The organism is Streptomyces klenkii, assembly GCF_003626645.1.
GTDB lineage: Bacteria > Actinomycetota > Actinomycetes > Streptomycetales > Streptomycetaceae > Streptomyces > Streptomyces klenkii.
Genome location: NZ_RBAM01000005.1, coordinates 217,864 through 238,049 on the forward strand (window position 1 = coordinate 217,864; position 20,186 = coordinate 238,049).

The 20,186-nt window shown below is 73.6% G+C and carries 20 protein-coding genes; 15 read left to right on the top strand and 5 right to left on the bottom strand.

All coding sequences use genetic code 11. The features are described 5' to 3' along the window. Positions 1 to 579 precede the first annotated feature (579 nt). Both D7231_RS14145 and D7231_RS14150 read left to right on the top strand, forming a co-directional pair. Positions 580 to 1,017, top strand: coding sequence for a helix-turn-helix transcriptional regulator (locus D7231_RS14145; protein ID WP_120755767.1), 438 nt, complete (start codon positions 580 to 582; stop codon positions 1,015 to 1,017). A 91-nt stretch (positions 1,018 to 1,108) separates the two neighbouring features. Then, positions 1,109 to 1,591, top strand: coding sequence for a DUF456 domain-containing protein (locus D7231_RS14150; protein WP_120755768.1), 483 nt, complete (start codon positions 1,109 to 1,111; stop codon positions 1,589 to 1,591). 40 nt (positions 1,592 to 1,631) lie between these two features. Here D7231_RS14150 and D7231_RS14155 read toward each other — a convergent pair whose 3' ends face one another. The 4 genes from D7231_RS14155 to D7231_RS14170 all read right to left on the bottom strand — a co-directional run bounded on the left by D7231_RS14155 (position 1,632) and on the right by D7231_RS14170 (position 6,467). Beyond that, the gene (locus D7231_RS14155; RefSeq protein ID WP_120755769.1) at positions 1,632 to 2,150 is read right to left on the bottom strand and encodes a methylated-DNA--[protein]-cysteine S-methyltransferase; all 519 of its coding nucleotides are present in this window, start codon (positions 2,148 to 2,150) and stop codon (positions 1,632 to 1,634) included. 3 nt (positions 2,151 to 2,153) lie between these two features. After that, the gene (locus D7231_RS14160) at positions 2,154 to 3,647 is read right to left on the bottom strand and encodes a DNA-3-methyladenine glycosylase 2 family protein (protein WP_120755770.1); all 1,494 of its coding nucleotides are present in this window, start codon (positions 3,645 to 3,647) and stop codon (positions 2,154 to 2,156) included. A gap of 372 nt (positions 3,648 to 4,019) precedes the next feature. Then, complete coding sequence (rsgA, locus tag D7231_RS14165; RefSeq protein WP_120755771.1) at positions 4,020 to 5,114, bottom strand: ribosome small subunit-dependent GTPase A; 1,095 nt, start codon at positions 5,112 to 5,114, stop codon at positions 4,020 to 4,022. 168 nt (positions 5,115 to 5,282) lie between these two features. Beyond that, positions 5,283 to 6,467: a YihY/virulence factor BrkB family protein gene (locus D7231_RS14170; RefSeq protein ID WP_120755772.1), complete on the bottom strand. Its 1,185-nt coding sequence runs from the start codon at positions 6,465 to 6,467 to the stop codon at positions 5,283 to 5,285. 222 nt (positions 6,468 to 6,689) lie between these two features. Here D7231_RS14170 and D7231_RS14175 point away from each other — a divergent pair, with 222 nt between their 5' ends. From D7231_RS14175 to D7231_RS14230, 13 genes are all read left to right on the top strand, one after another. Further along, entirely contained in the window at positions 6,690 to 7,952 is a 1,263-nt protein-coding gene (locus tag D7231_RS14175; protein WP_120756036.1) for a helix-turn-helix domain-containing protein, read from the top strand. A 421-nt stretch (positions 7,953 to 8,373) separates the two neighbouring features. Beyond that, entirely contained in the window at positions 8,374 to 8,955 is a 582-nt protein-coding gene (locus D7231_RS14180) for a GNAT family N-acetyltransferase (RefSeq protein ID WP_120755773.1), read from the top strand. Positions 8,956 to 9,071: 116 nt separating this feature from the next. After that, positions 9,072 to 9,155, top strand: coding sequence for a putative leader peptide (locus D7231_RS38480; protein ID WP_353620284.1), 84 nt, complete (start codon positions 9,072 to 9,074; stop codon positions 9,153 to 9,155). Positions 9,156 to 9,339: 184 nt separating this feature from the next. Next, entirely contained in the window at positions 9,340 to 11,040 is a 1,701-nt protein-coding gene (locus tag D7231_RS14185; protein ID WP_120755774.1) for a nitrite/sulfite reductase, read from the top strand. Then, entirely contained in the window at positions 11,037 to 11,291 is a 255-nt protein-coding gene (locus tag D7231_RS14190) for a hypothetical protein (protein ID WP_120755775.1), read from the top strand. Before D7231_RS14185 ends, D7231_RS14190 begins: the two co-directional genes overlap by 4 nt. After that, complete coding sequence (locus D7231_RS14195; RefSeq protein ID WP_120755776.1) at positions 11,288 to 11,977, top strand: phosphoadenylyl-sulfate reductase; 690 nt, start codon at positions 11,288 to 11,290, stop codon at positions 11,975 to 11,977. The genes D7231_RS14190 and D7231_RS14195 overlap by 4 nt, the downstream gene beginning before the upstream one ends. A gap of 29 nt (positions 11,978 to 12,006) precedes the next feature. Then, positions 12,007 to 12,540, top strand: coding sequence for an adenylyl-sulfate kinase (gene cysC, locus D7231_RS14200; RefSeq protein ID WP_228774379.1), 534 nt, complete (start codon positions 12,007 to 12,009; stop codon positions 12,538 to 12,540). Next, positions 12,537 to 13,457: a sulfate adenylyltransferase subunit CysD gene (gene cysD, locus D7231_RS14205; protein ID WP_120755778.1), complete on the top strand. Its 921-nt coding sequence runs from the start codon at positions 12,537 to 12,539 to the stop codon at positions 13,455 to 13,457. Before cysC ends, cysD begins: the two co-directional genes overlap by 4 nt. Positions 13,458 to 13,459: 2 nt before the next feature. Further along, positions 13,460 to 14,794: a sulfate adenylyltransferase subunit 1 gene (locus tag D7231_RS14210; protein WP_120755779.1), complete on the top strand. Its 1,335-nt coding sequence runs from the start codon at positions 13,460 to 13,462 to the stop codon at positions 14,792 to 14,794. A gap of 233 nt (positions 14,795 to 15,027) precedes the next feature. Beyond that, complete coding sequence (locus tag D7231_RS14215; protein WP_120755780.1) at positions 15,028 to 16,149, top strand: aliphatic sulfonate ABC transporter substrate-binding protein; 1,122 nt, start codon at positions 15,028 to 15,030, stop codon at positions 16,147 to 16,149. A gap of 46 nt (positions 16,150 to 16,195) precedes the next feature. Beyond that, positions 16,196 to 16,996 carry an ABC transporter ATP-binding protein gene (locus tag D7231_RS14220; protein ID WP_120755781.1) on the top strand — a complete coding sequence of 267 codons (801 nt, stop codon included), beginning with the start codon at positions 16,196 to 16,198 and terminating at the stop codon, positions 16,994 to 16,996. Next, entirely contained in the window at positions 16,983 to 17,885 is a 903-nt protein-coding gene (locus D7231_RS14225) for an ABC transporter permease (protein WP_120755782.1), read from the top strand. The genes D7231_RS14220 and D7231_RS14225 overlap by 14 nt, the downstream gene beginning before the upstream one ends. Then, a complete protein-coding gene (locus tag D7231_RS14230; RefSeq protein WP_120755783.1) occupies positions 17,882 to 18,667 on the top strand; it encodes a sirohydrochlorin chelatase in 786 nt (261 codons plus the stop codon). The genes D7231_RS14225 and D7231_RS14230 overlap by 4 nt, the downstream gene beginning before the upstream one ends. A 120-nt stretch (positions 18,668 to 18,787) precedes the next feature. On the opposite strand, the gene D7231_RS14235 is transcribed toward D7231_RS14230, so the two are convergent. After that, positions 18,788 to 20,026, bottom strand: coding sequence for a S8 family peptidase (locus tag D7231_RS14235; protein WP_120755784.1), 1,239 nt, complete (start codon positions 20,024 to 20,026; stop codon positions 18,788 to 18,790). Between the last annotated feature and the right edge of the window lie 160 nt (positions 20,027 to 20,186).

The following is a 20,186-nucleotide window of genomic DNA, read 5'->3' on the forward strand; positions in this document are numbered from 1 at the left end:
CGAGGCCGAGGTGAATCGCTCGTCGAGGCTGCTCTCGTCCCCGGCGGCGGATCCGATGTCCGGTGCATTCTTGTCGTACAACTCGCCCCACCAGGCGTCCTCTTGGCCGGTGCGCGGGTCCCCCTGCTGACTCATGCCCTTATTGTCCACACTCCGGGGCATACGGGAAGAGTGCACGGCGGACCTCACCCGGGGATGATGACCGAGTCGAAAAGCGGTCGCGGGGAGGGATGTCGTGTGCTTGGCACCATGGGACTGGGCATTGGACCGGAAGCGCCTTCCGCAGTCCGGGAGATGAGCCGCTGCGGGGGGACGGAAAAGGAACGGCCGCGGTCCGCGGGACCCGGTGGTGTGGAACTGGTGACGGGAGCACGCGCTGTTGACGAACGGCTCGTGCGCATATGCCGCGGGGCGACCGTGGAAATATGCGCGCTGCTCGCGGGAAGTCCATCCGCTTCGTCTGACACAGGCTCCGGCATACCCCGCCGCGCGGTCGTCGAACGTGCGGGGCTCGCCGCCCTGCCGGATGCCGGGGATCCCACTCTGATACGTGTTGCGGACCGCATTCCGGCCGAACTGGTGATTGCCGATCGCGCAGTTGCGCTGCTCCCGTTCACGCCCCGTACCGCCGGTAGCGCCGGTCCGGCCGCGCTCGGCGAGGTGCCCGAGCCGGCGGCCCTGGTCGTCCACCGGGGGCCGCTGCTCTCGACGCTGGTGAATCTGTTCGAGGACATCTGGAACGAGGCCCTCCCGGCCCGGGTCTGTGCGGACGCCGCCCGGCGGCGGGCGGTGGACGGCCTTCCCGCCGGGCCCGACGCGCTCGATCTGGAGGTGCTCTCGCTGCTGATGGGCGGCCTGACCGACGCGAGCGTCGCCAAGCAGCTCGGGCTGGGGCTGAGGACGGTGCAGCGCCGGGTGAAGCGGCTGATGGAGCTGGCCGGGGTGACGACCCGGCTCCAGCTGGGGTGGCACGCGGCGGCGCACGGCTGGACGGCCGTCCGCCGGCCGCAGAGCTGAGCGACGGGCCGGGGCGGCGGAGGGACGTACCGGCCACAATGGCCGCAATCATCCGGAAGCGCCGCTGCCCGCCTTCCGGCAACCTTGGTGCATGGGGACGTGGCAGCTTCTCCTCGTCGGCCTCGTGATGCTGCTCGGCCTGTTCGGCGTGGTCACCCCGGGGCTGCCGGGACCGCCGATCGTCTGGGCCGGCGTGCTGTGGTGGTCGATGACCGACCGGTCCGCCCTGGCCTGGGCGGTGCTCGCGGGGGCGACGATGGTGCTGCTGCTGGAGCAGGCCGTCAGCTGGCTGCTGCCGCCCCGCAGGCTCAGGGGCGCGGGCATCACGCGCCGCGCCTTCCTGGTGGCGGGGGCCGCCGGGACCGCCGGCTTCTTCGTGCTCCCGGTGCTGGGGGCGATCCCCGGCTTCATCGGCGGGCTCTACGGGGTGGAGCGGCGGCGGCTGGGCGGGCACGGCGCGGCGTGGGCGTCCACGCGGAACGTGATGCGGGCGCTGGGCACGAGCGTCCTGGTGGAGCTGTTCGCGTGCCTGCTGGTGGTGGGCGGGTGGATCGGCGCGGTCGCCTGGGGCTGACGGGGCGAGGCCCGAATACGAGCCCCGGGACCTGCCCCGCTCAGGCCGTCACCGGCTCCCCCACGCCTTCCAGCGCCAGCAGCACGCGCTTGCGGTCCAGGCCGCCCGCGTAGCCGGTGAGCGAGCCGTCCGCGCCGATCACCCGGTGGCAGGGGCGCAGCACAAGCAGCGGGTTGGCGCCGACGGCCCCGCCGACCGCGCGGACCGCGGCGCGGGAGGCGCCGATCCGGGCGGCGAGCTCGCCGTAGGTGGTGGTGGCGCCGTAGGGGATGGCGTCGAGGGCGTCCCAGACGCGGCGGCGGAATTCCGTGCCCTCCACGGCGTATTCGAGGTCGAAGCCCTCGGCTTCGCCGGCGAAGTAGGCGGTGAGCTGCCGCTCGGCCTCCGCGAAGGCGGCGTGGTCGCAGATGTGGTCCGGTGCCGGGGCGGGGGCGTTCTTCTGGCCCGGTACGGACAGGGAGGCGATGGCGGTGCCGCCGGGGGCGGTGGCGGAGGGCCGGCCGGTGACGAGGAGCGGGCCGAGGGGGCTGGCGATCTCGGTGTAGAGCGTGGTGGTCATGGTTCAGGTGTCCTTGCGGTCGGGGGCGGTGGCGCGGGGCCCGGGAGCCGGGTCGGCCGCCGCCTGCCAGAGGTGGTGGAGGGCGTACGAGCGCCAGGGGCGCCAGGCTTCGGCGGCGCCGGGCTCCGCGCCGAGGGCGGCGAGGCCGTGGCGGACGCCGGCGTCGCCGGGCAGGAAGACGTCGGGGTCGCCGAGGGCGCGCATGCGGACGTAGCCGGCGGTCCAGGGGCCGATCCCGGGGAGTTCCAGGAGGGCCTCGGCCGCCTGGTCGCGGTCGGCGCCGGGGTCGAGGCGGACCGCGCCGTCGGCGAGGGCCGTGGCGGTGGCGCGCAGGGCGCGCTTGCGGGTGTCCGGCATGCCGAGGCCGTCGAGGGCGGCGTCGGCGAGGGTGCCGGGGTCGGGGAAGAGGTGGGTGAGGCCGCCGTCGGGTGCGGGCAGCGGCTTGCCGTAGGCGGCGACGAGGTCCGCGCCCAGGCGCACCGCGGCCGCGACGGTGACCTGCCGGCCGAGCACGGCCCGTACGGCCAGTTCGTCGCCGTCGGCGGCGCCGGGCGAGCGGAGCCCGGGCCGGGCGGCGACGAGCGGGCGCAGCAGCGGGTCGGCGCCGAGGCGCTCGGCAACGGCGTACGGGTCGGCGTCGAGGTCGAAGAGCCGGCGGACGCGCTGGACGGCGGTGGCCAGGTCGCGGAGGTCGGTGAGGTGGAGCCGGCAGTCGAGCCAGGCGCCCTGCCGGCCGCCCGCGGGGCGGGGTTCGCGGACTTCGGCGACGCCGGTGCCGTAGGGGAGCCGCAGGGTGCGGCGGTAGAGCCGGGAGCCGGGGGCGCCGAGGACCTCCTCGACGCCGGGGACGGCGCGCCGCTGGAGGAAGCCGAAGATCTCGCGGGCGGCGTACGGGCCGCGGTGGGCCAGGCGCAGCGGGATGCCGGCGCCGGACCGCCGGGGGCCCTTGCGGACGCGCAGGCCGCTGGGGGTGGCCGCGTAGATCTCGCGCATGGTGTCGTTGAACTGCCGGACGCTCGCGAAGCCCGCGGCGAAGGCGATGCCGGTGACGGGCATGTCCGTGGTCCGGAGGAGCACGCGGGCGGTGTGGGCGCGCTGGGCGCGGGCGAGGGCGATGGGGCCCGCGCCGAGCTCCTGGGTGAGCTGGCGGTGCACCTGGCGGGAGCTGTAGCCGAGGCGGTGGGCGAGGCCCGCGACGCCCTCACGGTCGACGACGCCGTCGCCGATGAGCCGCACGGCGCGGCCGACGAGGTCGGCGCGGACGTTCCACTCGGCGGAGCCGGGGGCGGCATCGGGGCGGCAGCGGCGGCAGGCGCGGAAGCCGGCGCCTTGGGCGGCGGCGGCCGAGGGGTAGAAACGGGCGTTCCGGCGCTTGGGGGTCACGGCGGGGCAGCTGGGACGGCAGTAGATGCCCGTGGTCTTCACGGCGAGGAAGAACTCGCCGTCGAAGCGGGCGTCTCTGCTGTGTACCGCCTGGTAGCGGGACTCGTCGTCCATGCGTCCAGTCTGCGGTATCGCTGCGCGGGCGACTGGCGGAAATCGGACGGGGGCCTCGCGCCCGCGGGGCGCGTTATGGACTCCCCGGGCCGGGGTGGGTTCGGCACCGCCGGAGCGCATCGTCGTGGCTGGGCGCCGTTGCGGCGGGACCTTTTCTCCGCCGCAACGGCGAAACGCCCCGCGGTGGCCGACGACGGTACCGAACCCGCGAGGGGGCGGTGCGGCTCCACGGGCGGGGGCAGGTCAGGCACCGTCGGCCGCCACCGCCGGACGACCCGCCGTCGCGGCGGGGAAGGAATCCCGCCGCGACGGCGCCCAGCCGCGTCGAACCGTCCCGGCGGTGCCGGACCCGCCCGGACCCGTACGGTGCGGTTACCGCCCGCCCCGCTTCCGCGCAGCGGCCTCGCGGCCCTCCGCCGACTTCCGTTTCCAGTCGCGGCGGATCTCCGCCCGGAGCCGGGCGTCCGTGCGGGCGGCGATCCATGCGTTTTCGCGCAGGAGCTTGCGGTAGCTGTCGAGGCGGCGCTCGGCGAGCTCGCCGTCGGCGACGGCGGCCAGCACCGCGCAGCCCGGTTCCCCGGCGTGCCCGCAGTCGTGGAAGCGGCAGCGCGCGGCGTACTCCTCGACCTCGGCGAAGGCCTGCGCGACACCGCCCTCCGCGTCCCACAGGCCGACGCCGCGCAGGCCGGGCGTGTCGATGATGACGCCCCCGTAGGGCAGCCGGAGCATGTTGCGCGTGGTGGTGGTGTGGCGCCCCTTGCCGTCGCGGTCGCGGGCGGCGTTGACGTCCTGGACGTCCTCGCCGACGAGCGCGTTGGCCAGGGTGGACTTGCCGGCGCCGGACTGCCCGAGGAGCACGGTGGTGCCGCCGGCCAGGGAGGCGGCGAGGACGTCGAGGCCCTCGCCGGTCTCCGAGCTGACGGCGAGCACCTGGGCGCCCGGCGCCGCCGCGGCGGTGTCGGCGACGAGGTGGCCCAGGGTGGCGGGGTCGGGCACGAGGTCGGCCTTGGTGAGGACGACCAGCGGTGCGGCGCCGCTCTCCCACGCGAGGGCGAGGAACCGCTCGACGCGGCCCAGGTCCAGTTCTACGGCGAGGGAGACCACGACGACGGCGTGGTCGACGTTGGCGGCGAGGACCTGGCCCTCGGAGCGCTTGGACGACGTGGACCGTACGAAGGCGGTGCGGCGGGGCAGCAGGGCGAGGACGTAGCCGCGGGTGGTGTCGACGGCGGCCCAGTCGCCGGTGCACATGACGGCGAGCGGGTCGCCGGTGGTGACGAGCGCGGCGTCGGCCTGCACCGTGCGGACGCCTGAGCCGTCCGGTGCGGGGACGACGACGTCGCAGCGGCCCCGGTCCACGCGGACGATGCGGCCGGGGACGACGCCCTCGGCGGCGTGCGGAGCGTAGCTGTCAGCGAACCCTTCGTCCCAGCCGTAGGGAGCGAGAGGGTGGGAGAGCGAACTCAAGACGGTGTTCCTTCACGGAGGAGGAGATGGAGGTGATCGACGTCTGGGTGCGGGCCGTGACAGTCATCGGTCCTCGCCTCCTCTCCGTACGTCCTTGCGGACACGCGTCTTTCGCGACGGGGTGAGCTTAGGCAGGGCGGGCAGGGGTGCGCGAACGGTTTTTCGCCGTCAGTCGCGCCGCTTCGCGTGCTTGGCGTGCTTCGGCTGGTGCGGCTCCTTCTGGAGCCGGGAGCGGACGTCCTCCGGGGGGTGGAACTGCGCCCACCGCTCGGGGAACTCCGAGGGCGGCTCGCGGTCCTGGCCGATCACGCCCTCGTCCGGGGCGTCCTCGTCGAGGTCGTCGGCGAGGCTCGCCTCCAGCGCGCGGGCCGCGCGCTCGGCCGCCTCCTGCGCCGCCGCGGCGGCCCGCAGCCGGTCGACGTCGGCGCGCGCGGCGGCGGTGGCGACCGACGGCCACACGCGGTCGAGCGCGGCGTTGACGGCCGCGCCGACGAGCACCGCGAAGGCCGAGACGCCGATCCACAGGAGGACGGCGACGGGCGCGGCCAGGGACCCGTAGATGGTCAGGCCCTCCACCGTGTGGGTGAGGTAGATGCGCAGCAGGAAGCTGCCGAGCACCCACATCGTCAGGGCGACGAGCGCCCCGGGGATGTCCTCCTGCCAGGGCGAACGGACCGGCACGGAGACGTGGTAGAGCGTCGTGAGGAAGACGATGGACAGCAGCGTGACGACGGGCCAGTAGAGGAACCGCACCACGTCGCCGCTCCAGGGCACGACGTCCTCGACGGCCTCGGGCCCGGCGACCATCAGCGGCAGGGCCACCGCGCCGATCAGGAGGGCGACGACGTAGAGGAGGAAGGCGAGCAGGCGGGTGCGGACGATGCCGCGCTTGCCCTCCAGCCCGTACATGATCGTGATGGTGTCGACGAAGACGTTGACGGCGCGCGAGCCGGACCACAGGGCGATGGCGAAGCCGACGGAGATGACGTCGGGGCGGCCCTTGGTGACGTCGCGCAGCAGAGGCCGGGCGATCTCGTTGACGCCCTTGTCGCTGAGGACGGTCGCGGACGCCTTGAGGATGTTCTCCTGGATGGAGCCGATCGTGTTGGTGCCGGTCCATGCGTCCAGGTAGCCGAGCAGGCCGAGGAGGCCGAGCAGCAACGGCGGCAGGGAGAGCAGGGTGAAGAACGCGGCCTCCGCCGCGAGTCCGGTCACGCGGTATTCGACGCAGGAGTTGACGGTGTCCTTCAGAAGGAGCCACGCCATCCTGCGTTTCGAGACATTTCGGTACAGGACGCGAGCCCTGTGCAGCCGGCCGGCCCGACGCCCCGGTGATTCATTTGCTGCCTGCACGGTCTAACCGTATCCGCCCTGGCCACGTCGGATCGCACAGCAGCCGAACAGGCGGGCGACGGGGGCGGGAAAAGCGTCCGGTGGAGGGTGATGCTGCGCCGACTCGGCACCACCCTCCGGCCGCTCTCCCTCACCTTCCGCCCGGGGCGGGGTCCCGCGCAACGGTTGCATGGAGTTGCAATCCTGTGGATGCCCCGGCGGGCGGACCTCCGGGACGGCACCATGGGCAGCGTGAACCGCGGAACCACCGACGAGGCCCTGCTGCCGTCCGTCCGGGAGGCCTGCCTGGGGGACGGGCGTCCCCCGGTTCCTCCGCGCCCGCTGATCGGGCAGTCCTGGCACCGCGTCCGGCTGCGGGGCGTCGACCCGGACAAGGGCGGCTCGTCTCCGTGGCTGGCGGCCGAGGAGGTCGAGGAGCGGCGGCACCGCTCCCCGCTCGGGGGCCTGCTCGCCCACCTGCGCGAGGGCCTGGGGTCGGTGGTGGACGTCGAGCGGCACCTGATGGCCGTCACGGACGCCGAGGGCCGGGTGCTGTGGCGGCAGGGCAACCGGGGCGTGCTGCGCGGCGCCGACCGGCTCGGCTTCGACGTGGGCGCGTCGTGGGCGGAGGAGCTGGTGGGCACGAACGGCATCGGCACGTCGCTGGTGGAGCGGCGCCCGGTGCAGGTGCGGTCGGCCGAGCACTTCGTCCGTACGCACCACGCGTGGTCCTGCGCGGCGGCCCCGCTGCACGATCCGCGCGACGGGCGGCTGCTGGGCGTGCTGAACGTGAGCGGCCCCGCCCCGGCCTTCAACCCGGCCACGCTGCCGCTGGTCACGGCGGTCGCCAAGGTCGGCGAGGGGGAGCTGCGGGCCCGGCACTGGGAGTCGGTGGAGCGGCTGCGGGCGGTCGCGGCGCCGATGCTGGCCCGGGTGAGCGGCCGGGCGCTGGTGGTGGACCGCGACGGCTGGGCGGCGGCCGTCACGGGCATGGGGCCGGTCGGCCGGGTCGCGCTGCCCAAGTCCGTCCAGGCGGGGCGGGTGTGGCTGCCGTCGCTGGGGCTGTGCTCGCTCGCGCCCCTGCCGGACGGCTGGCTGGTGCGGGTGGAGGAGGCGGCCCGGGCCGAGCTCGCGCCCAGCCGCGTGGTGCTGGACGTGCGGGGGCCGCGGCGCTGGACGGTCACGGTCTCCGGCGTGGCGGGCGAGTGGTCGCAGGAGCTCAGCCCGCGCCACGCCGAGCTGCTGTACGTGCTGGCCCGGCATCCCGGGGGGCGGTCCGCGGCGGAGCTCGCGGCGGACCTGTTCGGCGATGCGTCCCGGGCGGTGACGGTACGGGCGGAGATGTCACGGATGCGGCGCACGCTCGCGGGCGTGCTCAGCCACCGCCCGTACCGCTTCGCGGAAAACGTCGACGTCCAACTCCTGCTGCCGACCCATTTGCCGAACCTCCTGCCGCCGTCACGGGCCCCGGTGGTCCTGGCGGACCGCGGTAGCCCTTCGGGGTGACCGTGACGTACGGGCGGGGCGAGCACGGCACCGCCGCACGCCACCACGGTGGCTGAGCACCGCGGCGGCGGAACAAAGAGCCGGGCTCTGCCGCCCCGGCGCGGCGCCCTCTCCCCCGCCGCCGCGGCGAGCAACCCACTGCGACGCGTCCGGCGGTGCCGAACCGACCCCAGGCCGTACGGCACCGCCGAATGCCACCGCGGTGGCTGAGCACCGCTGCGGCGGAATGGAGAGCCCGGCACCGGGCCAGTCCCGAGCCACCTTGGCGCGGGGGAGCCAAGGGCCCGGCATGCCGCCCCGGCGCGGCGCCCTCTCGCCCGCCGCCGCGGCGAGCAACCCGCCACAACCCGCCCGGCGGTGCCCGACCGGCCCAGGTCGTACGGCACCGCCGGCCGCCGCCACGGCGTGGTTGGCTTTAGGGATGAGTGAACGTACGACCACCGTCATCACCTGGTCGCTGGAGCAGACCTCGCCGCAGGACCTCGCGGCCGTCCAGGAGCCGGACGGCGCGTCCGGCATTCGGATTGTCCGGGCCGAGGTGCCCTCGCCCGAGTTCAGCCGCTTCCTCTACACGGCTGTCGGCGGCGACATAACGTGGCTCGACCGCCTGCCGTGGACCTACGAGACGTGGCGCGCGCACCTCGCGCGGCCCGGGGTCGAGACCTGGGTGGCGTACGAACACGGGACGCCCGCCGGCTACGTCGAGCTGGAGGCCCAGGGCGAAGGCACGGTCGAGATCGTCTACTTCGGTCTGATCCCCGCGTTCCGGGGCCGCCGCATCGGCGGGCACCTGCTCTCGTACGGCACGGCCCGCGCCTGGGACCTGGCCGGCCGGTGGCCGGGCCTGGCGCCGACGAAGCGGGTCTGGGTCCACACCTGCAGCCTGGACGGCGAGCACGCGGTCGCCAACTACGAGCGCCGTGGCTTCCGCCTGTTCCGGACGGAGTCCGAGGAGCAGCCGGAGGCCGCGCCTCCGGGCCCGTGGCCGGGCGCCCACGCCTGAGCGAGCACCACCGCACGACCGCCCCACCGACGAACCCGTCCCGCCATCCGGGACGGGTTCGTCCACATTACGGACAATGGTGGACTGGCCGGATCCCGCCGTGCCACGCTGCCGTCATGTCCGGAGCTGGAATCGTCTTGGTGAGTCGGCGTCACGTCGACCTCGTCCGCGTGTCCAGCGCCATCTGTCCGGCGGGCTGACGTCTTCGCACCACAGCGCTCCAGCACTGCCGTTTCCTGACATTCGCCCGCTCTGCCGCCGTCCCCGATGCCGCGGACGAGCGTCCCTCTTGCGCACCCTCGCAGCCCCGCCGCAGCCCGCCGCCCCGCACCCGCGGGGCCGGGCCCCGCGGGCTACCCGCAGGCCACCGAAGGACACACCGCCATGGCTGCCACCTCGCACACACCCCCGGCCGCCGCCCCGACCCGCCGCAAGGCCGGCCGCCACCGCGGCGAGGGCCAGTGGGCCGTGGGCCACTTCACCCCGCTGAACGGCAACGAGCAGTTCAAAAAGGACGACGACGGTCTCAATGTGCGGACACGCATCGAGACGATCTACTCGAAGGCCGGCTTCGACTCCATCGACCCCGCCGATCTGCGCGGCCGGATGCGCTGGTGGGGCCTGTACACCCAGCGCAAGCCGGGGATCGACGGCGGCAGGACGGCGGTCCTGGAGCCGGAGGAGCTGGACGACAAGTACTTCATGATGCGCGTCCGCATCGACGGCGGCCGCCTCTCCGTCGCCCAGCTGCGCGCCATCGGCGAGGTCTCGCAGACGTACGCCCGCGGCACGGCCGACATCACGGACCGGCAGAACATCCAGCTGCACTGGGTCCGCATCGAGGACGTGCCCGCGATCTGGGAGAAGCTGGAGGCCGTCGGGCTGTCCACGACGGAGGCGTGCGGCGACTGCCCGCGCGTCGTCATCGGCTCGCCGGTCGCCGGGATCGCCGCGGACGAGATCATCGACGGCACGCCGGCGATCGAGGAGATCGAGCGCCGCTACATCGGCAGCAAGGAATTCTCCAACCTGCCGCGGAAGTTCAAGTCCGCGGTCTCCGGCTCGCCGGCGCAGGACGTCGTCCACGAGATCAACGACATCGCCTTCGTGGGCGTCGAACACCCCGAGCACGGGCCCGGCTTCGACGTGTGGGTGGGCGGCGGGCTGTCCACGAGCCCCCGGCTCGGCGAGCGGCTGGGCGCCTGGGTGCCGCTGGCGGACGTCCCGGACGTGTGGGCCGGGGTGGCCGGCATCTTCCGCGACTACGGCTACCGCCGCCTGCGCACCCGCGCCCGGCTGAAGTTCCTGATGGCGGACTGGGGCCCGGAGCGGTTCCGCGACGTCCTGGAGAACGAGTACCTGAAGCGCAAGCTCGCCGACGGCCCGCCGCCGGCCGAGCCGAGCAACCGCTGGCGCGACCACATGGGCGTGCACGAGCAGAAGGACGGCCGCTTCTACGTGGGCTTCGCCCCGCGCGTCGGCCGCGTGGACGGCAGCACCCTCACCAAGCTCGCCGAACTCGCGGCGGCGCACGGCTCGGACCGGCTCAACACCACCGTCGAGCAGAAGATGGTCGTCCTGGACGTGGCGCGCGAGCAGGTGGACTCCCTCGTCGCCGGGCTGGAGGCGCTCGGCTTCCAGGTCACGCCCTCCCCGTTCCGGCGCGGCACGATGGCCTGCACGGGCATCGAGTACTGCAAGCTCGCGATCGTGGAGACCAAGGCCCGCGGCGCCTCGCTGATCGACGAACTGGAGCGCCGGATGCCGGACTTCACGGAGCCGGTCACCATCAACATCAACGGCTGCCCGAACGCCTGCGCCCGGATCCAGACCGCCGACATCGGCCTCAAGGGCCAGCTCGTGCTGGATGAGGACGGCCGGCAGGTCGAGGGCTTCCAGGTGCACCTGGGCGGCGCGCTGGGCCTCCAGGCCGGCTTCGGGCGCAAGGTCCGCGGGCTGAAGGTCACCTCCGCCGAACTCCCGGACTACGTCGAGCGCGTGCTCACCCGCTTCGGCGAACAGCGCGAGGACGGCGAGCGGTTCGCGGCCTGGGTCGCGCGCGCCACGGAAGCGGACCTGTCATGAGCGGACGCGCCGCCCCCTTCTACTGCCCCTACTGCGGCGACGAGGACCTGCGCCCCTCCGAGGAGGGGCACGGCGCCTGGGAATGCACCGCGTGCAGCCGGGCGTTCCGGCTGTCGTTCCTCGGGCTGCTGGCCCCGCGCACGCACGGCCGCGGCCCGGAGCCCGCCACCGGGGCACCCGCACCGGCTCCGGCTCCGGCAGACGCACCGGCACCCGTATCCGCTTCCGGCGAAGGGGGCACGACCCCATGACCACCACCGGCCTACAGGAAGTCGCCGAACGGGCAGGCCGCGAGCTGGAGGACGCCCCGGCGCCCGACATCCTGCGCTGGGCCGCCGAGACCTTCGGGAAGAGGTTCTGCGTCACCTCCTCCATGGAGGACGCGGTCGTCGCCCACCTCGCCTCCCGCGCCCTGCCCGGCGTCGACGTCGTCTTCCTCGACACCGGCTACCACTTCCCGGAGACGATCGGCACCCGCGACGCGGTCGCGGCCGTGATGGACGTCAACGTCATCACGCTCACGCCGCGCGCGACCGTCGCCGAGCAGGACGCCGCCCACGGGCCCCGGCTGCACGACCGCGACCCCGACCTGTGCTGCGCGCTGCGCAAGGTCGAGCCGCTGGAGCGCGGGCTCACCGCGTACGACGCCTGGGCGACCGGGCTGCGCCGCGACGAGTCGCCGACCCGCGCGGGCACGCCCGTCGTCGGCTGGGACGCACGGCGGCGGAAGGTGAAGGTGTCCCCCATAGCCCGCTGGACCCAGGACGACGTCGACGCGTACGTGTCCGAACACGGCGTGCTCACCAACCCGCTGCTCATGGACGGCTACGCCTCCGTCGGCTGCGCGCCCTGCACCCGCCGGGTCGAAGCGGGCGAGGACGCGCGCGCCGGCCGCTGGGCGGGCCTCGCCAAGACCGAGTGCGGGCTGCACGGATGACCACGGACGACACGGAGCGGGAGCGAAGGATGAGCGGAGCCACGATCTGGCTCACCGGCCTGCCGAGCGCGGGCAAGACGACCATCGCCCGGGCGCTGGCCGCGCGGCTGAGCGGCGAGGGGCACCGGGTGGAGGTGCTGGACGGCGACGAGGTCAGGGAGTTCCTCTCGGCCGGCCTGGGCTTCTCCCGCGCGGACCGGGACACCAACGTGCGCCGCATCGGCTTCGTCGCGCAGTTGCTCGCCGCGCACGGCGTGAAGGTGCTCGTTCCGGTGATCGCCCCGTACGCGGACTCCCGCGAGGCGGTGCGCAAGCACCACCAGCAGCACGGCACCGGCTATCTGGAGGTGCACGTGGCCACGCCCGTCGAGGTGTGCTCGGCCCGGGACGTGAAGGGCCTGTACGCGAAGCAGGCCGCGGGCGAGCTGTCCGGGCTGACGGGCGTGGACGATCCGTACGAGGTGCCGGCCGACCCGGACCTGCGGATCGAGGCGCACGCACAGACCGTCGAGGAGTCGGCCGGGGCGCTGCACGCGCTGCTGGCGGGAAGGGGGCTGGCATGAGCGCGGGTTCTTCGGACAGCCCGTACGTGTTGTCGCACTTGGACGTGCTGGAGTCGGAGGCGGTGCACGTCTTCCGGGAGGTGGCGGGGGAGTTCGAGCGGCCGGTGCTGCTGTTCTCCGGCGGCAAGGACTCCATCGTGATGCTGCACCTGGCGCTGAAGGCGTTCGCGCCCGCGCCGCTGCCCTTCGCCCTGCTGCACGTGGACACGGGACACAACTTCCCCGAGGTCCTGGCCTACCGCGACCGCACCGCCGCCGAACACGGGCTGCGCCTGCACGTCGCTTCCGTCCAGGAGGCGATCGACGCGGGGCGGGTGCGGGAGCGGCCGGACGGGACGCGTAATCCCTTGCAGACCGTGCCCCTTCTAGACGCCATCACCGGTCACCGCTTCGACGCGGTCTTCGGCGGTGGGCGGCGGGATGAGGAGAAGGCCCGCGCCAAGGAACGTGTCTTCTCCCTGCGCGATGAGTTCGGTGGCTGGGATCCGCGCCGGCAGCGCCCCGAACTGTGGCAGCTCTACAACGGCCGTCACGCCCCGGGCGAACACGTACGGGTCTTCCCCTTGTCGAATTTCACTGAGCTGGATGTGTGGCAGTACATCGCACGGGAGAAGATCGAGCTGCCCTCGATCTACTTCGCGCATCAGCGGGAGGTCTTCGCCCGGGACGGGATGTGGCTGGCTCCCGGCGACTGGGGCGGCCCCCGCGACGGGGAGGCCGTGGTGCAGCGCCTCGTGCGCTACCGCACGGTGGGCGACATGTCCTGCACGGGTGCCGTCGACTCCGCCGCCACGACCGTCGCCGACGTCATCACCGAGATCACCGCCTCCCGCCTGACCGAGCGCGGCGCGAGCAGAGCCGATGACCGCCTGTCCGAGGCCGCCATGGAAGACCGCAAGCGCGAGGGGTACTTCTAGCCATGACCACCACCGACACGACGACGGCCGCGGCGACGTCGCTGCTGCGTTTTGCCACCGCCGGCTCCGTCGACGACGGGAAGTCGACTCTCGTCGGACGCCTCCTGCACGACTCCAAGTCCGTGCTGGCCGACCAGCTCGAAGCCGTCACACACGCCTCCCGCAACCGCGGGGCGTCCGCGCCGGACCTGGCGTTGCTGACGGACGGGCTGCGGGCGGAGCGCGAGCAGGGCATCACCATCGACGTCGCCTACCGCTACTTCGCCACGCCCCGGCGCCGCTTCATCCTCGCCGACACCCCCGGCCACGTGCAGTACACCCGCAACATGGTCACCGGCGCCTCCACCGCACAAGCCGCCGTCGTCCTCGTCGACGCCCGCAACGGCGTCGTCGAACAAACCCGCCGGCACGCCGCCGTCGCCGCCCTCCTGCGCGTTCCCCACCTCATCCTCGCCGTCAACAAAATGGACCTCGCCGGCTACGCCGAGTCGGTCTTCGCACCGATCGCCGCCGAGTTCGCCGCCTACGCGGGCTCCCTGGGGGTGCCGGAAGTCACCGCGATCCCGGTCTCGGCGCTCGCCGGGGACAACGTGGTCACCCCGTCCCCGCACATGGACTGGTACGGCGGCCCCACCGTCCTGGAACACCTCGAAACGGTGCCCGTCGTCACCGACCCCGCGAGCGAGCCGGCCCGCTTCCCCGTCCAGTACGTCATCCGCCCCCGGACCGCCACCCACCCCGACTACCGCGGCTACGCCGGCCAGATCGCCTCCGGCGTCCTGCGCGTCGGCGAGCAAGTGACGGTCCTCCCCTCGGGGCGCACGAGCACGATCACCGGCATCGACGCCCTGGGCTCGTCGGTGGACGTGGCGTGGGCACCGCAATCGGTAACGGTCCGCCTCGCCGACGACCTGGACATCTCACGCGGCGACCTCATCGCCCCGGCCGCAAGCGCACCCGCCACGACCCGGGACGTCGAAGCAACCGTCTGCCACGTAGCGGACCGGCCGCTGCGCGTGGGGGACCGGGTACTGCTCAAGCACACCACCCGTACGGTCAAGGCGCTGGTGAAGGCAGTGCCGTCCCGCCTGACGCTCGACGACCTCTCCCAGCACCCGGAGCCCGGCCGGCTGGCCGCCAACGACATCGGGCGCGTGGTGCTGCGCACGGCCGAACCGCTGGCGCTCGACCCGTACGCCGGCTCCCGGCGCACCGGCTCGTTCCTGCTGATCGACCCGGCCGACGGGACGACGCTGACCGCCGGCATGGCGGGCGAGGCGTTCGCGGCGGGCCCCGGGAAGCCCTCCGACGACTCGGTAGAGGGATGGGACTTCTGAGGATGACCACTTCCTCCCGGGACTTCTTCTCCGGCTTCGGCAAGCAGGGCGGCAGGGTCGGCAGCGGCGACATCGGCAGCGGGCGGGGCGGCACCGGCCGATGTGCGTGCTGAGCACCGGTCCGGCGTCGCCCGCCGGACCCTCCGTTCCCCCCGCCCTCCGCCGCTCCTTACGCCCCTGCAAGTGCCGGGCGTCCCCTTAGTCGCATCCCGGCCCGTTCGAGAGGACCGCCTGTGTCCAGCGTCGCCCGCCCGACCCGCCGCCGTACCCTTATCGCCCTCACAGCCCTCCCCCTGCTGACCCTCGCCCTGGGCGCCTGTGGCTACGGCTCCCAGAAGGACACCGCGCCCGGCACCTCAGCCGGCAAGAACGCGCCGTCGGCGGCCCCGCTGTCGGCCGACACCGTCCGGATCGGCTATTTCCCGAACATCACCCACGCCACGCCGCTGGTCGGCGAGCAGGAGGGCCTGATCCAGAAGGAGCTGGGCGGCACGAAGCTCCGCTCGACCACGTTCAACGCGGGCCCCTCCGAGATCGAGGCGCTCAACGCGGGCTCGATCGACATCGGCTGGATCGGGCCGTCGCCGGCGATCAACGGCTACGTGAAGTCCAAGGGCAAGAGCCTGCGCATCATCTCGGGCTCGGCCTCGGGCGGGGTGAAGCTGGTCGTCGACCCCAAGAAGATCTCCTCCCTGGACGACGTCAAGGGCAAGCGGATCGCCACCCCGCAGAAGGGCAACACCCAGGACGTGGCGTTCCTCAACTGGATCGCGGCCAAGGGCTGGAAGGTCGACCCGCAGAGCGGCAAGGGCGACGTCTCGGTGGTCCGTACGGACAACAAGGTGACGCCCGACGCCTTCAAGTCCGGCTCGGTGGACGGTGCGTGGGTGCCCGAGCCGACCGCGTCGAAGCTGGTCTCCGAGGGCGGCAAGGTGCTCCTGGACGAGTCCGAGCTGTGGCCGGGCGGGAAGTTCGTCATCACCAATGTGATCGTGTCGCAGAAGTTCCTGGACGCGCACCCCGACGTGGTCGAGGCCGTGCTGCGCGGCTCCGTGAAGACCAACGCCTGGATCAAGGCCGAGCCGGAGAAGGCCAAGGCCTCGGCGAACGCGGCGCTGAAGAAGCTCTCCGGCAAGGAACTGCCGGCCGAGATCCTCGACCCGGCCTGGAAGTCCATCGAGGTCCTCGACGACCCGCTGGCCGCGTCGCTGGACGCCGAGGCCGGACACGCCGTCAAGGCCGGGCTGCTGGAGAAGCCCGACCTGGCGGGCGTCTACGACCTGACCCTGCTCAACAAGGTTCTCAAGGCCGAGGGCAGGCCCGCGGTGGACGCCGCGAAGCTCGGCAAGCAGTAGCAGCCGCCCGCCCGTCGTATCCGCCCCATCCCCAGGAGGTGACCGGATGGCCCCGGCACTGACGACCGACAAGACCGGCACGGCCGCGCGCGCGAACAGCGGGTCCGCGGTCAGGATCGACCACGTCCACAAGTCCTTCGGCCGGCCCGGCGCGGCCCAGCCGGTGCTGGACGACGTCTCGCTGGAGGTGCGCCCCGGCGAGTTCGTGTGCCTCCTGGGCGCCTCGGGCTGCGGCAAGTCGACGCTGCTCAACCTGGTGGCCGGCCTGGACCGGCCGACCGCGGGCACCATCGAGGTGCCCGGCGGGCGCCCGGCCCTGATGTTCCAGGAGCACGCGCTGTTCCCGTGGCTCACCGCGGGCCGCAACATCGAGCTGGCGCTGCGGCTGCGCGGCGTGCCGCGCGCGGAGCGGCGGCCGGAGGCGGAGCGGCTCCTGGAGCTCGTGCGGCTCTCCGGGGCGTACGGCAAGCGGGTGCACGAGCTGTCGGGCGGCATGCGGCAGCGCGTCGCGCTCGCCCGCGCCCTGGCGCAGGACAGCCAGGTCCTGCTGATGGACGAGCCGTTCGCGGCGCTGGACGCCATCACCCGGGACGTGCTGCACCACGAACTGACCCGCATCTGGTCCGAGACGTCGCTGTCGGTGCTGTTCGTCACCCACAACGTCCGCGAGGCGGTGCGGCTCGCGCAGCGCGTCGTGCTGCTGTCCTCGCGGCCGGGGCGGGTGGCCCGGCAGTGGGCCGTGGACATACCCCAGCCCCGCCGCATCGAGGACGCGGCGGTGGCGGACCTGTCCGTCGAGATCACCGAAGAACTGCGTGGGGAGATCCGCCGCCATGGCCGGCACTGAGACCGGGCCCCGGAGCGTCTCCGGCAGCCCGCACGACCTCGCCGGCCTGGAGGCCGGGCTCGACGCCCTGGACGCGGTGCGGGTCGAGCGCACCCCCTTCGCGAAGGTGCTGCTCCACAAGGTCCTGCCGCCGGTCACGGCCGTCGTCCTCGTCCTCGTGGTGTGGAAGGTGCTGGTCGTCGCGGAGGTCACCGACGCCTACAAGCTGCCCGACCCGTCGGCGGTCTGGCACAGCCTGAAGGAGCTGTGGCTGCGCGGCACCCTCCTGGACATCGTCTGGACGTCCGTCTCGCGCGGCCTGCTGGGCTTCGCCGCCGCCCTCGCCCTCGGCACGCCGCTCGGCCTGCTCGTCGCGCGCGTGAAGGTCGTACGGGCGGCGCTCGGGCCCCTCCTGTCCGGGTTGCAGTCGCTGCCGTCGGTGGCCTGGGTGCCCGCGGCGGTGATCTGGCTGGGCATCACCGACGGGGCGATGTACGCGGTGATCCTGCTCGGCGCGGTGCCGTCCATCGCCAACGGCCTGGTGTCCGGCATCGACCAGGTGCCGCCGCTGTACCTGCGGGCGGGCCGCACCATGGGCGCCACGGGGCTGAGCGGCGCCCGGCACGTCCTGCTGCCCGCCGCGCTCCCCGGCTACATCGCCGGGCTGAAGCAGGGCTGGGCGTTCTCCTGGCGGTCCCTCATGGCCGCCGAGCTGATCGCCTCCTCCCCCGACCTGGGGCTGGGCCTGGGGCAGTACCTGGAGAACGCGCGCACCGACTCCGACATGCCGGGCGTCCTCCTCGGGATCATCCTCATCCTGTTCGTCGGCATCGCCATCGACCTGGCCGTCTTCAGCCCCCTGGAGCGCCGGGTGCTGCGGACGCGCGGACTGGCCGCGGCGGCCCGATGACCGCGCGGCCGCCCCTGCTCCTCGTCGCCCACGGCAGCCGCGACCCGCGCCACGCGGCCACCGTCCTCGCCCTGCGGGAGGAAGTGGCCGCGGCGCTGCCGGGCGTACGGGTTGAGACCGCGTTCCTCGACTTCTGCGTGCCGGGCGTGCCGCAGGTGCTGGAGCGGCTGGCGGCGGAAGGCGTACGGGAAGTGGTGGCCGTACCGCTGCTGCTGACCCGTGCCTTCCACGCCAAGGCCGACATCCCGGCCGTGCTGCGGGCGGCGACGGCCTGCCTGCCGGACCTGCGGGTGCGGCAGGCCCGGGTGCTGGGGCCGTCGCCCCTGCTGACCGCCGCCCTGGAGCGGCGGCTGCACGAGGCCGGGCTGGCGCCCGGCGACCGGAGTCCGACCGGGGTCGTCCTGGCCGCGGCGGGCTCCTCCGACCCGGAGGCGAGCGCGGTGATCGCAGCAATCGCGCGGGAGTGGCGGCGTACCGGTTGGTGCGCCGTGCGGCCCGCGTTCGCCTCCGCTTCCCTGCCGCGCGTGGCGGACGCCGTGCGGGCGCTGCGCGCCGAGGGGGCCCGCCGGGTGGCGGTCGCCCCGTACGTCCTCGCGCCCGGCCGGCTCCCGGACCGGATCGCGCGGGGCGCCGCGGAGGGCGGCGCGGACGTCCTCGCGGACGTGCTGGGGGCGGCGCCGGAAGTGGCGGAGCTGGTGGTGCGGCGCTACGAGCAGGAGGCGGCAGGGGCTGCCGCCTCCTCCCCGGGCCTGCGGGCGGCCCTCCTCGGCCGCCCGGCCTGATCCCCGGCGGCGGTCCGGCCGGGGACGCCCACGGCCGCCGCGCCCCGTGGGGGTGGGGCGCGGCGGCCGGCCGATGGGCTGTGCTGCTGTCCGGACCGTCCGGACTACCGGGCTACCGGATTACTCGGTGACCTTCAGCAGCTTGTTGGGCGTGCCCGCGCCCGGGTTGGACACCTTGTCCGCCGTGGCGCCCTTGACGAGCCCGGCCGCGACCTGCTCCGGGGTGGCGTCCTTGTGGGCGGAGAGGTAGACCGCGGCGGCACCGGCGACGTGCGGGGTGGCCATCGACGTACCGGAGATGGTCTTGGTGCCGGAGTCGCTGTCGTTCCAGTCGGAGGTGATGTCCGAGCCGGGGGCGTAGAGGTCGACCGCGCTGCCGAAGTTGGAGAAGTCGGACTGCTGGTCGTCCTTGGTGGTGGAGGCGACCGTGATGGCCTCCTTCACCCGGGCCGGGGAGCTGTTGCCCGCGTCCGTGGACTCGTTGCCCGCCGCGATGGCGAAGGTGACGCCGGAGGCGATCGCCTTCTGCACCGCCGCGTCGAGCGCCTCGTCGGCGCCGCCGCCGAGGCTCATGTTGGCGACCGAGGGGCCCTTGTGGTTCTTGGTGACCCAGTCGATGCCCGCGACGACCTGCTCCGTGGAGCCGGAGCCCTGGCCGTCCAGCACCTTGACGGCCACGACCTTGGCCTTCTTGGCCACGCCGTGCGCCGTGCCGGCGATGGTGCCCGCGACGTGCGTGCCGTGGCCGTTGTCGTCCTCGGCCTTGTCGCTCTTGTCGACGGCGTTGAAGCCGAAGGAGGCGCGACCGCCGAAGTCCTTGTGGCTGATGTGGACCCCGGTGTCGATGACGTACGCGGTCACGCCCTCACCGGCACCGTCGGGGTAGGCGTACTTGCCGTCGCCCTTGGTCTCGGTCTGGTCGATGCGGTCCAGGCCCCAGGAGGGTGGGGCCTCCTGGGTGGCGCTGGCCTTGAAGACGTGGTTCTGCACGACCTTGGCGACGGCCGGGTCGGCCGCGAGCCGCTTGGCCTCGGTCTTGTCGAGGCCGCTGGCGGAGAAGCCGTGGACGGCCGAGTCGTACGTGCGGCCGAGCTTGCCGCCGTACCGCTGGGCGAGGTCGCCGCCCTTCGCGGACACGGACTTGGCGCCCACGCCGTCCTCAGCGTCCTTGCCGTCCTTCAGGAGGACGATGTAGCTGCCGTCGATGGCGTCCTTGGACTCGGTGCCGTAGACGGTGCCTTCGGGGGCGGGGGCGGCGCCGGCCGGCAGGGCCATGAGCGTGGCTCCTGCGGTGACGGCGGTCGCGGCGGATATCGCAAGGATCAGCCGTCGCCGGCCGGCGCGCTTGTGTGCTGCCATGACGAGGTTTCCTCCTCGTGCTGTTGTGGGGGGAATTGAGCATGAGTCTGTGCACACCCGGAGTGACGGAAGGGACCACTCCGGGTGCTTCGAAACCCTGTCGGATTTGACGCGGGCAGTTCAACCCCCTCGGGGTTTTGTGACATAGGCAACGTCGTTG

Coding starts and splice junctions, on each gene's coding strand:
- D7231_RS14150 (WP_120755768.1), top strand. CDS start 1,109: ATGGGGACGTGGCAGCTTCTCCTCGTCGGCCTCGTGATGCTGCTCGGC.
- D7231_RS14160 (WP_120755770.1), bottom strand. CDS start 3,647: ATGGACGACGAGTCCCGCTACCAGGCGGTACACAGCAGAGACGCCCGC.
- D7231_RS14195 (WP_120755776.1), top strand. CDS start 11,288: ATGACCACCACCGGCCTACAGGAAGTCGCCGAACGGGCAGGCCGCGAG.
- D7231_RS14155 (WP_120755769.1), bottom strand. CDS start 2,150: ATGACCACCACGCTCTACACCGAGATCGCCAGCCCCCTCGGCCCGCTC.
- D7231_RS14225 (WP_120755782.1), top strand. CDS start 16,983: ATGGCCGGCACTGAGACCGGGCCCCGGAGCGTCTCCGGCAGCCCGCAC.
- D7231_RS38480 (WP_353620284.1), top strand. CDS start 9,072: ATGTCCGGAGCTGGAATCGTCTTGGTGAGTCGGCGTCACGTCGACCTC.
- D7231_RS14190 (WP_120755775.1), top strand. CDS start 11,037: ATGAGCGGACGCGCCGCCCCCTTCTACTGCCCCTACTGCGGCGACGAG.
- D7231_RS14180 (WP_120755773.1), top strand. CDS start 8,374: ATGAGTGAACGTACGACCACCGTCATCACCTGGTCGCTGGAGCAGACC.
- D7231_RS14230 (WP_120755783.1), top strand. CDS start 17,882: ATGACCGCGCGGCCGCCCCTGCTCCTCGTCGCCCACGGCAGCCGCGAC.
- D7231_RS14220 (WP_120755781.1), top strand. CDS start 16,196: ATGGCCCCGGCACTGACGACCGACAAGACCGGCACGGCCGCGCGCGCG.
- cysC (WP_228774379.1), top strand. CDS start 12,007: ATGAGCGGAGCCACGATCTGGCTCACCGGCCTGCCGAGCGCGGGCAAG.
- D7231_RS14175 (WP_120756036.1), top strand. CDS start 6,690: ATGGGCAGCGTGAACCGCGGAACCACCGACGAGGCCCTGCTGCCGTCC.
- D7231_RS14185 (WP_120755774.1), top strand. CDS start 9,340: ATGGCTGCCACCTCGCACACACCCCCGGCCGCCGCCCCGACCCGCCGC.
- cysD (WP_120755778.1), top strand. CDS start 12,537: ATGAGCGCGGGTTCTTCGGACAGCCCGTACGTGTTGTCGCACTTGGAC.
- D7231_RS14210 (WP_120755779.1), top strand. CDS start 13,460: ATGACCACCACCGACACGACGACGGCCGCGGCGACGTCGCTGCTGCGT.
- D7231_RS14235 (WP_120755784.1), bottom strand. CDS start 20,026: ATGGCAGCACACAAGCGCGCCGGCCGGCGACGGCTGATCCTTGCGATA.